11 protein-coding genes are annotated in these 13,993 nt (G+C 42.8%); 5 read left to right on the top strand and 6 right to left on the bottom strand.

The features are described from left to right. The first annotated feature begins 143 nt into the window (after positions 1-143). The 3 genes from gap to NPUN_RS00160 all read left to right on the top strand — a co-directional run bounded on the left by gap (position 144) and on the right by NPUN_RS00160 (position 4,150). Positions 144-1,187, top strand: a complete 1,044-nt coding sequence (gene gap / locus NPUN_RS00170) for a type I glyceraldehyde-3-phosphate dehydrogenase (protein WP_012406862.1) — start codon at positions 144-146, stop codon at positions 1,185-1,187. Positions 1,188-1,480: 293 nt separating this feature from the next. Continuing rightward, entirely contained in the window at positions 1,481-2,911 is a 1,431-nt protein-coding gene (gene pyk / locus NPUN_RS00165; RefSeq protein ID WP_012406861.1) for a pyruvate kinase, read from the top strand. Positions 2,912-3,145: 234 nt separating this feature from the next. After that, positions 3,146-4,150 (top strand): transaldolase, encoded by a 1,005-nt coding sequence (locus NPUN_RS00160; RefSeq protein WP_012406860.1) that lies wholly within the window; start codon positions 3,146-3,148, stop codon positions 4,148-4,150. A gap of 193 nt (positions 4,151-4,343) precedes the next feature. Here NPUN_RS00160 and NPUN_RS00155 read toward each other — a convergent pair whose 3' ends face one another. The 5 genes from NPUN_RS00155 to NPUN_RS00135 all read right to left on the bottom strand — a co-directional run bounded on the left by NPUN_RS00155 (position 4,344) and on the right by NPUN_RS00135 (position 11,448). Beyond that, a complete protein-coding gene (locus tag NPUN_RS00155; protein WP_041565088.1) occupies positions 4,344-4,721 on the bottom strand; it encodes a hypothetical protein in 378 nt (125 codons plus the stop codon). A 385-nt stretch (positions 4,722-5,106) separates the two neighbouring features. Next, positions 5,107-5,442, bottom strand: a complete 336-nt coding sequence (locus tag NPUN_RS00150; protein ID WP_012406859.1) for a DUF4870 domain-containing protein — start codon at positions 5,440-5,442, stop codon at positions 5,107-5,109. 78 nt (positions 5,443-5,520) lie between these two features. Then, entirely contained in the window at positions 5,521-7,110 is a 1,590-nt protein-coding gene (gene lnt, locus NPUN_RS00145) for an apolipoprotein N-acyltransferase (protein ID WP_041565087.1), read from the bottom strand. After that, positions 7,091-9,706 carry a DNA topoisomerase (ATP-hydrolyzing) subunit A gene (gene gyrA, locus NPUN_RS00140; protein WP_012406857.1) on the bottom strand — a complete coding sequence of 872 codons (2,616 nt, stop codon included), beginning with the start codon at positions 9,704-9,706 and terminating at the stop codon, positions 7,091-7,093. The genes lnt and gyrA overlap by 20 nt, the downstream gene beginning before the upstream one ends. Before the next feature lie 293 nt (positions 9,707-9,999). Continuing rightward, positions 10,000-11,448 (bottom strand): pentapeptide repeat-containing protein, encoded by a 1,449-nt coding sequence (locus NPUN_RS00135; protein WP_012406856.1) that lies wholly within the window; start codon positions 11,446-11,448, stop codon positions 10,000-10,002. 412 nt (positions 11,449-11,860) lie between these two features. On the opposite strand from NPUN_RS00135, the gene trmB reads away from it, so the two are divergent. Next, positions 11,861-12,514 (top strand): tRNA (guanosine(46)-N7)-methyltransferase TrmB, encoded by a 654-nt coding sequence (gene trmB / locus NPUN_RS00130; RefSeq protein ID WP_012406855.1) that lies wholly within the window; start codon positions 11,861-11,863, stop codon positions 12,512-12,514. Continuing rightward, positions 12,504-12,632, top strand: a complete 129-nt coding sequence (locus NPUN_RS44010; RefSeq protein WP_272913950.1) for a hypothetical protein — start codon at positions 12,504-12,506, stop codon at positions 12,630-12,632. Before trmB ends, NPUN_RS44010 begins: the two co-directional genes overlap by 11 nt. A gap of 100 nt (positions 12,633-12,732) precedes the next feature. Here the strand turns inward: NPUN_RS44010 and NPUN_RS00125 are convergent, their stop codons facing one another. Beyond that, on the bottom strand, positions 12,733-13,896 hold the full coding sequence (locus tag NPUN_RS00125) for a hybrid sensor histidine kinase/response regulator (protein WP_012406854.1): 1,164 nt from the start codon (positions 13,894-13,896) through the stop codon (positions 12,733-12,735). Positions 13,897-13,993 lie beyond the last annotated feature (97 nt).

Below are 13,993 nucleotides of genomic sequence, written 5' to 3'. Positions count from 1 at the left end.
AATCCCCAATCCTTAAAAGATGCCAAGTAAATATGCCTTAGCTGACTGAGACTGTCAGGATCATAGAGTAAAGAGTAAAAGGCAATTTATTTTGACTTTTAACTTTCTCCTTTTGTTCAACTTCCACAACGGGAGGTTTAATCTTGACTAAATTGAAAGTTGGTATCAATGGCTTCGGTCGAATCGGGCGACTCGTGCTTCGCGCTGGCCTCGATAATCCCAATATCGAGTTTGTAGGCATTAACGACCTAGTACCACCAGACAACCTCGCTTACCTATTAAAGTACGACTCAACCCACGGTCAATTAAAGCACAAGGTTGAAGCCAAAGAAGATGGTATTCTCATTGACGGACATTTCATCCCTTGTGTGTCGATGAGGAATCCAGCAGAGTTACCTTGGGGAAAATTAGGTGCAGATTATGTTGTAGAAGCAACGGGACTCTTCACTGATTACGAAGGAGCCGCAAACCACCTAAAAGCAGGTGCAAAGCGCGTGGTAATTTCTGCTCCTACCAAAGATCCAGATAGAGTTACGACTCTACTCATGGGTGTCAATCATCACCTATTTGACCCCGGCAAGGATATCATTGTCTCCAATGCCAGCTGCACTACAAACTGTCTAGCTCCTATAGCGAAAGTCATCAATGACAACTTTGGGTTAACTGAAGGATTGATGACCACAGTTCATGCTATGACTGCCACTCAGCCAACTGTAGACGGTCCCAGCAAGAAAGACTGGCGGGGTGGTCGAGGTGCAAGCCAGAATATTATTCCCTCCTCCACAGGCGCAGCTAAAGCTGTAGCACTTGTTTTACCAGAATTGAAGGGTAGATTGACTGGTATGGCATTACGGGTTCCGACTCCCGATGTCTCTGTAGTTGATTTAACTTTCAAAACTGCCAAAGCTACTAGTTACAAAGAAATCTGTGCTGCCATGAAGGAAGCTGCGGCAGGTTCACTTGCAGGTATTTTGGGATACACAGATGAAGAAGTAGTTTCCACAGATTTTCAAGGCGATACCCATTCTAGTATCTTCGACGCAGGTGCTGGAATTGAGTTGAACTCCAACTTCTTCAAGGTAATTGCCTGGTATGACAACGAGTGGGGCTACTCGAATCGCGTGATTGATTTGATGTTATCTATATCACAAAAGGAAAAACTTGCCTCTACAGTTGCTGTGGTTTAATTGGTGATTTGTCATTGGTCATTGGTCATTGGTCATTGGTGATTAACTTTTGACTTTTGAACGCCAGTTCGCACAAGTCGGGAGACCCGCCCATGCGACTGGCTCCCCTTGACTTTTGGGATTTGGGTCAAATGGTAAATACCCTGGGAGTAAAACATTATTTAGTATCTTTATTTACAAAAACAGTGATATAAAGCACGTGTTAATTTGGATGACTGGGCGATGTCTACGACGGGCTACGCCTACGCACAAACTATCCAAATTTGCAGGTTACTCCTCAACCCCTAATCCCTATGCGTCGAACCAAAATCATTTGTACTGTTGGGCCCGCTACATCTGCACCCGAAAATCTGCGAGGCTTGGTAGAAGCTGGAATGAATGTGGCGCGGCTGAATTTTTCCCACGGCGCTTACGAATTCCATGCCCAAACTGCTCACTATCTCAGACAAATTAGTAATGAGCAGCAAAAGCCGATCGCAATTATGCAAGACCTCTGTGGTCCCAAGATTCGTTTGGGAACTTTACCACCGGAAGGGTTAAATTTAGAAGCTGGTACTGAAGTTACTTTTGTTTTGCAAGAAAAGGGTGAGAGTATTGACGAACTCCCCCTACCATTGCCGACTCTGTTCGCAATGGTGCGACCAGGTGAACCGATTTTAATTAATGATGGTCGCGTCAAGTTAATTGTTACCGATCGCGATGCCGATCGCATTCGCGCCCAAGTGAAAACTGGCGGGTTAATTTCCACACATAAAGGAGTAAATCTACCACAAACTCCTTTACCTGTTAGTTCCATCACCGAAAAAGACTTACTGGATCTACGCTTTGGGATTCAGTTGGGTGTAGATTGGGTAGCGGTGTCCTTCGTGCAATCACCACAAGACTTAGAACCCGCCAAGCGCATGATTGAAGCGGCTGGTGCTTCCATCCGCTTAATTGCCAAAATCGAAAGAGCAGAAGCACTAGAAAACTTTGATTCCATTCTGAAAGTTGCCGACGCAATTATGATTGCCCGTGGCGATTTAGGGGTGGAAGTGCCAATTCACGAAGTACCCCTCATTCAAAAAGATATTATTCGCCGTTGCAATCGTGCTGGCAAACCGGTGATTACAGCCACCCAAATGCTAGAGTCGATGATTAGCGCCCCCGATCCCACCCGCGCCGAAGCAACTGATGTTGCCAACTCCATCTTAGATGGTACGGATGCGGTAATGCTCTCTGGTGAAACAGCTGTCGGACAATATCCCATCGCCGCCGTCCAGATGATGCACAACATCGCCGTGCGGACAGAACAGGCTCTAGATGAGGGTAGTAAACATGCTTGGTGTCATGAAGCAGGCAGTCTTAGCGTTACCGAATCTGTAGCAGAATCTGTGTGTCGCATCGCTTATGAAACAGGTTCACGGGCAATTCTCTGTAACACTTCATCAGGAAATACAGCGAGAATGGTGTCTAAATATCGGCCGACTTCTCCCATTATTGCCCTCACCTCCGATATCACCGCTTATCGCCAACTAGCGCTTTCTTGGGGTGTGGAAGCTTTGCTGATCCCACCAGTCCACCATGCTGAAGAGATGTTTACCAATGTGGTGAACACAGTTGTAGATATGGGTCTAGCCAATAAGGGCGATAAAGTAGTGATTACCTCTGGTGTTCCAATTGGTAAATCGGGCACAACTAGTTTAATCAAAGTGCATTCCATTGGACAGCCAATATCCGCATAAGCCACTTAGAATAGGGCTGTGGCTCAAGATAGTAAGCAAAATTGGGCAATGATTCCGAAAAATTGCCAGAATCAGAATTGAAGGAACTAAGGACTGGGGACTGGTGACTGGGAAGATAAGGAAGAGAATAATAACTCTTGTACAGACACGATTAATCGCGTTTCTACTCCTAACTCAGTACTCAGCACTCGCTAGGGAATAAGTAAATCCTAAACAAACATCACGGAGTCTTTTATGTCTAAGAATTTACTAGAACAATTGCGAGAAGTGACTGTTGTGGTCGCGGATACGGGGGATATCCAGGCAATTGAAAAGTTCAAACCCCAAGATGCCACCACCAATCCTTCTCTGATTACTGCTGCGGCGCAAATGCCAGAATATCAGGGAATTGTCGATCAAACTTTACTGCAAGCGAAGAAAGATGCTGGAGACGGAGCCACCCAAGCACAGATAGTTTCTCTAGCTTTTGACCGTTTAGCAGTTGCTTTTGGATTAAAGATTTTACAAATTATTCCCGGTCGTGTGTCTACAGAAGTAGATGCTCGCTTGTCCTACGATACCGAAGCTACTCTGACTAAAGCACGGGATTTAATTGCCCAGTATAAAGCTGCTGGAATTGGCCGCGATCGCGTTTTAATTAAAATCGCCAGCACTTGGGAAGGTATTCGCGCTGCGGAAATTCTTGAAAAAGAAGGTATTCACTGTAACCTTACCTTGTTGTTTGGTCTTCACCAAGCGATCGCCTGTGCAGAAGCCGGCGTTACCCTAATTTCTCCTTTCGTCGGTCGGATTCTTGACTGGTACAAAAAAGATACCGGACGCGATAGCTACCCAGCAACCGAAGATCCCGGAGTTTTGTCAGTCACCAAAATCTACAACTACTACAAGAAATTCGGCTATAAAACCGAAGTTATGGGAGCTAGCTTCCGCAACCTTGGTGAAATAACTGAACTTGCAGGTAGCGATTTGTTGACAATTTCTCCATCACTTTTGGCTGAATTGCAGTCAACTGTTGCAGAACTGCCACGTAAACTTGACCCCGCCAAGGCAGCAAGTTTGTCAATCGAAAAGATATCCATTGACAAAGCTAGCTATGACAAAATGCACGCTGCTGACCGCATGGCAACTGACAAACTAGACGAGGGCATCAAAGGTTTCACCAAGGCATTAGAAGACCTTGAAAAACTTTTGGCAGACCGACTAGTTCGCCTTGAAGGAGAGGTAGTAGCAAGCCATTAAAAGATAACCATAATTAGTAGACCTCTTGCAAAAGGGCTTTTTGCAAGAGGGGGGCAAAGGGTAAAGGTTAAAGGGGAAGGGAACAATACAGAACTTTTTCCCCTTTCCCCTTTTCCCGACTTATGCAAGAAGTCTAGTGGTTAGTGGTTTAACCACCAACCACTAACCATTAGTTAGTTGTATCAGCCTTGGCTCAATAACGACCTCGGATAATGCTATATCGTCCGTAGGGCTGCCGTCGTTGGATAATCTGCCGTTGTCTTAACTGATCCCGTCGTCGGATATTTTGGTATCGTCCGTAGGGCTGCCGTTGTCGGATATTTTGGTATCGTCCGTAGGGCTGCCTCTGTCGGATAATCTGCCGTCTTCGGATCATTCGGTATCGTCCTGGCCGCCGTTGAGCAATTAAAAGCTCTCCAGTTTTATCTCCAATTAGGTTAGCTTCTGGTGCGGCGCTCTGTTCATTGCGAGCATTATTTAAAGAAATATCTTTTGCTTCAGCTAATGAGGGCGGATACACAAAGGCACATAGCAATAACGCTATTGAGGATAACTTCCTGAGACCTTTCATGTTTTTGCTTATACTAGACTTTGGTAATAACTTTATTAAAACACCTGAAAGTCTGCAAATTACCCCTTATACACTTTTTTTAAACTTAAATTTGGTATGAAATCCTGTATTTAAATTTCAGCCTTATGGATAATTGTAAATTAGCTTAATCTGTGTAATCAAGAAGTAATCGTCTAGCAAAATATAATTTTTTCCAATAGACAAAATGGAGAATTACCTAACATTTTGTGTCACTTTAAGAAAGTTTTGCTACATTGTAATAAAGTTCAGTTAGATAACAAAACATTAACTCGTGTAGGTTTGATTGATTCTCTGAAACCAACTTCTGACAATTATTAGGCTTCCTATTGCTCAACATAACCTACAACTGTACAACTCTTTTTAACTAAACAAATCGGAAAATAAACGGATAGCGGTACGACACATTCGGATGGTTTAGAACATTGATAATGGCAATAATTGGCATAATAAAACTGACTACACCCAAAGCAATCAACAACAAAATACCAATTCCCACAACAATCAGCAATCCGAAGATAAGTGCATAAATATAAAGATTTATGTGAAAATTGAGTGATTCTTTGGCATTGCTTTTGATAATTGGGTCATTACTAATTAGCAAAATTGCAATCGGTATGCCAATGGAGATAATCGTAGAGCTAAAAAATATTGCTCCGTGGCTTAGGGCTGATAAAAGCTTGCGTTGCTGAATGTCTTCCATGCCACAATTCCTCTTTTAGAGATTCAAATGGTAACTATTACTCGTGGATGTCACTGTAGTTACGATCTGATATTAGCGTTAGTTAATCACTCTCTGCACAAACCACCCTAAGATACTCAATCCCAACAGCAAAGGTGTTAACCAATCACTCCAACGCACATATAAGGTTTTTGTCTGTCGCCGATAAATTGTTTCAACATGAGTTTCGTAAGTATTATATCCAGACATCCACAAGGTTCTACCATGAGGATCTATAAAGGCTGAATATCCGGTATTCGTTGCCCGTGCTGACCATCGATCGGTTTCAATTGCCCGCATGATATCCTGTGCATGGTGCTGGAATGGCATCGATGCAGTGTAATGGGCATCGTTAGAAGAACTGAGGATAAATTGCCCACCCGCCGCAGCTTGACGGCGGAATTGTTCAGGAAAAGCAGATTCGTAACATATACTAGCGATCGCACGACCAAAAGGAGTGTCAAATATCTGATTTGCTGAACCGGGAACTTGGTGTGCATCCAGAGGCGACAAGCGTTGAATTAACCCGCCGAAAATTCCTTCAAAGGGAATATATTCTCCCAAAGGTACTAGTTTGGACTTATCGTAGCGACTGACAATTTCACCCTTACTATTAAAAGTAAACAAGCTAATTGTATAACTGTCTCCTCGTTCGCCAAAAGCCCCAATCCAAGCAACTACACCTTTTTCCTTCACTGCTGCGACTAAAGCAGTTTGCATCAAGTTGCGTTGGAAAATAGGTAAGGCTCCTTCTGGGGTGAGAACTGCATCTACACCTTGGTCTGCTAAAGTTAAATACCCATTAGTGTAATTTTCTTGGGCGCGACGAAACCCTTCAGAACTTCGTAAAAGTCGGTTCGGGATATTACCTTGAATAATCCCCACTTTTAACGCTGCTTCTGGGGGTTGGGCGATGGGACGACTGTATAAGAAAAAACCGATGAGGTGTAAGGTAATTAATAATCCTGTGGCAATGACCCAGTATTTATTAACGAACCGCCAAGGCGCAGAGAACACGGAGGAAATTTTCTCTGCGCCCTCTGTGCCTCTGCGGTTCATCCATCCTTCAGCAATTAACCCATTTACAGCAACTATTGCTGCTGTCACAGTATTAGGCCCAGAGAGTTGCCCCAGATGTACAATTACGAGATTGTGCGGGCTTTGAGTGTAAGCTAAAGAACTCCACCACAGAGGGCCAGCACTCCATAGACTCTCTAAGCCGCACCAGGCTGCTGTACCAATAAGTACACGTAACCACGGTTTTTTTCCACCCAGGCGAACCATTATAGCCGCCCAAATAGTAAGGAATACCCCACCCAAGACACTGATAAATCCCCAACAAAAAAGCGTGATTACCAAGCTTGGCAACCAAGGAACGCCCAACCATGTCATCGGATGAATTCCGGTAATCCAGAATAGGGCGACACCGTGAAAACCAATACCCCAGAGGAAAGCCGGGGGGAATTGATTTTTACCTTTGGCTGAAGTGACAACTAGCACCCATAAAGGAACTATGGCAATCCAAGCCAGGAACCATGCACCTACTGGGGCTACGGTTAGCCCCATTAAAATGCCGCTAGCTAAGGCGATTAAATAAGGGAGTAAGGTGGTTAACCTCTCCCCCTGCTTTTTATTCTGCTTCTTCTGCATCGGCAGCATCAGGTGGAACTATTGCTACTCCGGTAATAGCGTCATCTTCATCTAAACGCTGTACTCTGACTCCAGTTGCCGATCGCGATTGGATAGAAATCGCATTTACCGCTTGACGGATTATAATACCGCGATTTGTCACCATCATGATTTCATCATCATCATTGTTGACAATGCGTAGGGTTGCCAACTTGTCTTTGGTTTTGCGGTTTTTGAACTTGGTTGCCATTAAACCCTGACCAGCACGATTTTGTAGTCGGAACTGAGCAACGGGTACGCGCTTACCATATCCTCCCATCGTAATTACCAACACCCAAGGGCCAACAATGCCAGTACTAGGCACTTCTGCGGACTCTTCAGTAGTTTCGGTAATTTCGATATCTTCTGTTTCGATTGTCTCGATTGCTTCGATATCTTCTGTTTCGGCTTCTGTAACTATATCCAAAGTTTCAAGAATTGCTGCGGGAAGGATATCCATACCCACGAGTTCATCTTTATTTTTGAGTTTCATGGCTTTCACCCCACGAGTCGCCCTACTTAAAGGACGCAGTTGTTCGTGGTTGCACCGGAAGTTAATTGCCATCCCGTTACGAGAACCAATGATTACACTGTCTTCGACTCTGGCGCGTCGCACCCAGCGCAGTTGGTCGCCTTCTTCTAAGGAAATGGCAATCAAACCATTGGCGCGAATATGACTAAATGCTGCCAATTCAGTTTTCTTAATATTGCCGCCCTTGGTGAGCATGACCAGATATTCTTCGCTGCTAAACTCGTCAACGGGTACAATCGAGGTGATTTTTTCCTCTTTGGGAATCGGTAACATCTGGACAATAGGTGTCCCGCGACTGGTACGCGAACTCGCTGGAATTTGATACGCTCTCAGGCAATAAACAACTCCACGCTCACTAAAGAATAAAATACTGTCGTGATCGCAGCAAGTCAAAAAATGCTCAATGGTATCATCATCTTTCACCTTGGCTGCGGCTTTACCTCTGGTAGCACGGCTTTGCGCTTCAAAGGTATTAACTGGCATCCGTTTGATGTAGCCTTGCTCTGTAACCAGAATTATCGCTTTTTCATTGGCAATTAAGTCGCGATCGTCTAATTCCCCTTCCCCTGGTAAAATCACCGTGCGGCGGGGTGTGGCAAAGTTAGTTTTCAGTTGCGCGACTTCAGTTTCGATAATTTCTAGCACTCTCTCCCGGCGTGCCAAAATATCTTGTAAGTCGGTAATTTTTGCTTGCAATTCGTCGTGTTCCAAACGAATTTTGTCTGCTTCTAAGGCAGTTAATCGCCGCAATTGCATCTGCAAAATCGCATCTGCTTGCACTTCCGAGAGTCCGTAAGTTGTGATTAATTCGCCTTTAGCTGTGGGCGCATCGGGCGCATGACGAATCAAGACAATAATTGGATCTAACTGGGATAGGGCAATCAACAATCCTTGCAGGAGATGATCGCGTTCTTCGGCTTTCCGCAGTTCGTAGCGGGTACGTCTAGCAATGGATTCGATGCGGAAATCTAAGAAGACGCTTAAAAACTGCTTGAGGGTGAGTACTTGGGGTTCGCTATTCACCAACGCCAGCATGTTCGCCCCAAAGTTGGCTTGCAGTGGCGTTTGTTTGTAGAGGTTGTTCAGAACGACGCGGGGATAAGCATCACGCTTAAGTTCGATGACAACTCGCATCCCGTCGCGATCGCTCTCATCCCGGATATCTGCAATCCCCTCTAGCCGCTTTTCGTTCACCATTTCAGCGATTTTTTCAATCAACGCCGCTTTATTGGTTTGATAGGGCAATTCGGTGATGATAATTGCTTCTCTATCTGGCCGTCCCCGTTGTTCAACGGTTTCAATGTTAGCGACACCACGCATGGTAATAGAACCACGCCCGGTAGTGTAAGCTTCTCGAATGGCAGATGTCCCCAAAATTTGCGCCCCAGTCGGAAAGTCTGGGCCGTGGACATACTGCATTAATTCGAGATCGGTGATTTCTGGATTGTGGATTACAGCCACCAAAGCATCAATCAATTCGCCCAAATTGTGCGGCGGAATGTTGGTTGCCATACCCACGGCAATCCCAGAGGAACCGTTGAGCAATAATTGCGGAATTCGTGCGGGTAAAACTGTGGGTTCTTGTTGGGAACCATCAAAGTTATCGGCAAAGTCTACAGTTTCATACTCGATATCGTGCAGTAAACCAGCACTAGTTAAAGCTTGTAAACGGCATTCTGTGTACCGCATGGCGGCTGGCGGATCATTGTCTACCGAACCGAAGTTACCATGTCCGTTAACTAGGGGCGATCGCATGGAAAAATCCTGCGCCATCCGCACCAAGGCATCATATACTGCTGTGTCGCCGTGGGGGTGGTATTTACCCAACACTTCCCCCACTACACGGGCGCATTTCTTAAAGGGGCGATCGTGGAGCAGACCTAGCTCGTGCATTGCGTAGAGAATGCGGCGATGCACAGGTTTGAGTCCATCCCTGGCATCTGGCAACGCCCGACCCACTATCACGCTCATGGCGTATTCCAGATAAGACTGCGACATTTCGGTTCGCAAATCTATCGGGATAATCCTCTCCTGTGAGGTTGTCATAACCTAAAAATCTCCAAAAATCGTAGATTTTAGCTTGTTTACTCAACAAAGCGCAAAATTATTCTAAATTGCTCTTGAATAATTGCCATAATTTGGTACAATTCTAGCATAATATTGCCTTCTTTTGCCTGAGCAGCTAACTCAAACGTTTTAGTATAGTAGATGCTCCTTGCTTTGATCTAAGTTGTAGTTTGATCGCTTCTAATGGTAGGTTAGGTGAAGCGACCGCAGAACCAAAAAATTGGTTATATTAGTTAGTTTTGCTAATTCCCACCCAACCTGCGGATCAGTATTTAGTCCGGCTTGATCCAGCCTTTGATAATTGCTTTAGCAATGTTGATATAGGAATTATCAAAAAACTCTTCGATTGCAGTTTCACTAAATCCCTGTAATGCACCAATAGCTCGACGCTTCAAGCTAGGAGTAGTCTCATCATTTACATAAGCAATCTTCTCACTTTCATTAGCAGTAGGATTATTTTGCTCGAATTGTTTTATAAGCTGCTGTATTTCAGTAGATACATCAGCAAGAGTTTGTTTTTGCTCAGATGTGTAGATGTTTTGGTTTGCTTGTTGCCGTGCATTATCTTCCATTTTGTTAGCAAAATTGCTAATATTTGGTTTATGGAAATTATTGTTATATGTGTCTGACATAATTTTCTCCACATTGATAGGTCTTGTTACTTGCTGCTTAATAATTTCTAATATCTCCATACTTTGCTGACGGTAAAAATTAATATCATCATCTTTAGCTTGAAGGTCTCTCCGATATTTATCTTCTAAAAACTTAACATTAATTTCATAAAACTCTTTGAAACCAGTTTCAATAGCACCTTTAATTACAACAGTATTAATGACTGATTCAACATTCACATCTAATCGGACAATTAACGTGTTACTTTTACGTTCAATTCCTTGAATATCAATGTTGTGTTCAGGATATTGCTGACGTAATTCGTTAAATGATTTGAAAAATGCTTTCCAATCAATACCATCTGTAAAAGTTAAATCAATGGTTTCTAATGCTTTTTCAATAACTTTAATGCGTTCTGTAAACTCATTAGGCGCAAAAATACTATTTATGTCTATGGGACGACGCTGGTTAAACTTATCCAGTTCATAATTAAACTGGTAATAAATATAATCACATTTTACATTATTTAGATTAGTAGAAGAATCAATATTCCAACTCTCTATACACGCTCCAGTAAAATTAGCATAGTCAAAATCTGCACCAATTGCTTCCAAATAACTCAAATTTGCATTTCTTAAATCTGCATATCTTAAATCGGCATACCTAAAATCAACTCCTTTTAAGTCGGTTCCATATAAATTTACTTTATTCATATCTATATTTATTAAGTTTAGTTTTCCTTTGGAATAATTTAACATTAATTCCAAACCAGTAAACAAGGTAAGCATAATAATGAAAAACAAAGACAAACGAATTATTGTATACAATACTAATTCTTCCCAAGCAGATAAATTTATTTTCAATAATGGGTTGTTTTCAAAAAGATATATTAAATGCTCTGTCACATTAGTATGTACAAGAAAAAGAGTAACCAACAAAGATATGAAGGGTGTAAGAAGCCTCCAAGCCTTTTTTTGGTTTCTTATAGATATTTCATAAACCAGATAAACTCCACTAAGATCCACATCTATATTTGGATTTGCTGCTCGCCAGTCATTCCAAGCTGTAACTCCCTCTGCAAGTTTATTAAGATGAATTTTATTTGCCATGCTGGTAAAATTAAACTGAGTAAATTAATTCATTATAGATAAGACAAATTATAGGTTTTAAATTTATAAGAAAATAAAGAAGGCTGGGAATTCTGAGCAAAAATATGAACGCAATGCTAAGTACCCCGTTCTTGCTGTATTGATAGCAATTTAAAACTAATAAACCTCAAGGTGGAAAGGCTGTTGTTGATGAAATCAAAAGCCCACACTTACAATGGAGAGAAGCGTGGGTAGATCACAAATCATGTTTGCTTGACAGGGAGCAATTGTTTCCTGATTTAGTACAATTTAAAACGTTTGTGATAGTTCATCAATCTAAAATAAGTTTCACCATTAGTACATTTTTTTAACAAACCCAACTGATGGCGATCGCACACACCACAGGATATTTTGACGTAAAGGAGAGGAAATTTTGGCAGCAGTTCGAGTCCGCCAGCATGTGAATCCACTTGCTAACAAGTATCAAACACCAGCAAGTCCCCAAGACTTTGAAAAAATTTATGCAAAGCCAAATCAACCACTACATTTAGATATTGGCTGCGCTAAAGGACAATTTTTGTTAAATATGGCCAGCATCGAACCCAATTGGAATTATCTCGGCTTAGAAATTCGAGAACCGTTGGTAGTGGAGGCGAATAAGTTACGTTCTGAGTTGGCTTTAACAAATCTGCACTACTTATTTTGCAATGTGAATAACTCACTGCACTCCCTTTTATCTTCCCTTCCTCCAGGAAGTTTACAGCGCGTTACAATTCAATTTCCCGATCCTTGGTTTAAAACCCGCCATGCTAAACGCCGTGTGGTGCAACCAGAATTAGTGGCGGAGTTAGCCAGTTATCTGGCGGTTGGGGGGGTTGTGTTTGTGCAGTCAGATATGGAATTTATCGCGGTGGAAATGCGCGATCGCTTCGCTGCCCACCCAGCTTATCAGAAAGTTGGAACAGAAGAATGGTTAGCAGAAAACCCGCTACCAGTGCCCACAGAACGGGAAATAGGCACACAAAAAAAGGGTGAACCTGTTTATCGGGCTTTGTTTGTCAGACGAGAAGTTGTGAATGAGGGATAGTAAGGGACTTCCAACTAAAAAAACATCCCATCGCTTTGGCGAGCAGGGGAAGCAGGGGGCGCTGGCGTTGCAGGAGAGGAAGAATTTAGTGATTATCGTCGCTCCCAAAATTGAATAATTTAATTTCTGGAAGTCCCTAACAAGCAATTTTTTTGGGGGAAACTTTGCTACATTCTTTAAATGTATAGAATTGAACCTAATCCACTTAACCTAGATGCTTAAGCTTCTAGTAAAGGAAGGGTGACAGTAAAGGTTGTACCTACTTCAACTTGACTGTTGACTATAATCTCGCCTCCGTATGCATCGACACATTTTTTGACGATCGCTAGTCCCAAGCCAGTACCTGGAATGGTTCCAACATTGTCGGCACGTTGGAAAGGCTGAAACAGCCGTTTTTGGTCTTCTTGAGGAATTCCAATTCCCGAATCTTGAATTCGGAAAATTACTGTTTTTTCCTGACCAATTAATTCAAAACGCACTATACCGCCCGGTAGTGAATACTTAATCGCATTGCTCAGTAAATTGCCTAAAATATGCCGCAGCAAGCTTTCATCCCATAATGCCTCGTCTAATTGCCCACAACTGGCAAACACCAAAGTCAGATGCTTATCACTTGCCATTAATCGAACTTCTTCGACCATTTGGCGGCAAAAAGCTTCTAAATCTATACAAATGAGTTCATACCCCAGTCTGCCAGAATCAGCTTTCCCAATGAATGTAACTTCATCCAATAGCTTTGCCATATTTTTGATCGCCGAGCGAATCATTTGCAAATGATTCAGTTTTTTCTCTTTGGTCAATCTTTCATCTTGGTTTTGTAGCAATCCAGCAGCCAAGAGAATAGTATTTAAAGGATTGCGGATGTCATGGGAAAGCATCGAGACAAATTCAGATTTGAACTGGTTGAGTTCATTGGCCTTCACCAGTTCCGCAGTTCGTTCTTCAACCCGGGTTTGTAATGTCTCATTGACTGTGCGTAATGATTCTAAAACCTGCTTGCGCTCGATCGCATAACGCAGCGATCGCACTAACACATCTACATTTACCTGTCGCTTGACTAGATAATCTTGTGCCCCCTGCCGCACTGCCTCAATTGCCAGTTCTTCATCATTTGTATTGGTTAAGACAACAATCGGTACACTTGGTGCTTGACCAATCAGAGGAGGTAGAGATGACAATCCTTGGCTGTCAGGTAGAGTTAAATCTAATAAAATAACATCATAATTACATCGGCTTAGTTCCTGAATTGCTTCCCCCAATCGCGTCACATGAACCAGAGTAAACTCTTGGGACTGGGCTTGTGCTAGAAACTCTTGTAACAACCTAGCAGAAGCTAGGTTATCCTCAATTAACAAGATTTTTACTGAGTAGCTCACAACCATAATCTTCGGGTTTCACCCCCTATTGCTCCTCTATCTTGTCATTAGTTATTTGTCATTTGTCATTAGTCATTTGTCATTTGTCACCTTGTCCCTTTGT

This window comes from Nostoc punctiforme PCC 73102, assembly GCF_000020025.1.
GTDB lineage: Bacteria > Cyanobacteriota > Cyanobacteriia > Cyanobacteriales > Nostocaceae > Nostoc > Nostoc punctiforme.
Note: the sequence above shows the minus strand (reverse complement) of the source record. Positions and strands in the feature narration are given on the sequence as shown.

Coding starts and splice junctions, on each gene's coding strand:
- NPUN_RS44010 (WP_272913950.1), top strand. CDS start 12,504: ATGAGGGATAGTAAGGGACTTCCAACTAAAAAAACATCCCATCGCTTT.
- pyk (WP_012406861.1), top strand. CDS start 1,481: ATGCGTCGAACCAAAATCATTTGTACTGTTGGGCCCGCTACATCTGCA.
- NPUN_RS00135 (WP_012406856.1), bottom strand. CDS start 11,448: ATGGCAAATAAAATTCATCTTAATAAACTTGCAGAGGGAGTTACAGCT.
- NPUN_RS00155 (WP_041565088.1), bottom strand. CDS start 4,721: ATGAAAGGTCTCAGGAAGTTATCCTCAATAGCGTTATTGCTATGTGCC.
- gyrA (WP_012406857.1), bottom strand. CDS start 9,706: ATGACAACCTCACAGGAGAGGATTATCCCGATAGATTTGCGAACCGAA.
- NPUN_RS00125 (WP_012406854.1), bottom strand. CDS start 13,896: ATGGTTGTGAGCTACTCAGTAAAAATCTTGTTAATTGAGGATAACCTA.
- lnt (WP_041565087.1), bottom strand. CDS start 7,110: ATGCAGAAGAAGCAGAATAAAAAGCAGGGGGAGAGGTTAACCACCTTA.
- NPUN_RS00150 (WP_012406859.1), bottom strand. CDS start 5,442: ATGGAAGACATTCAGCAACGCAAGCTTTTATCAGCCCTAAGCCACGGA.
- NPUN_RS00160 (WP_012406860.1), top strand. CDS start 3,146: ATGTCTAAGAATTTACTAGAACAATTGCGAGAAGTGACTGTTGTGGTC.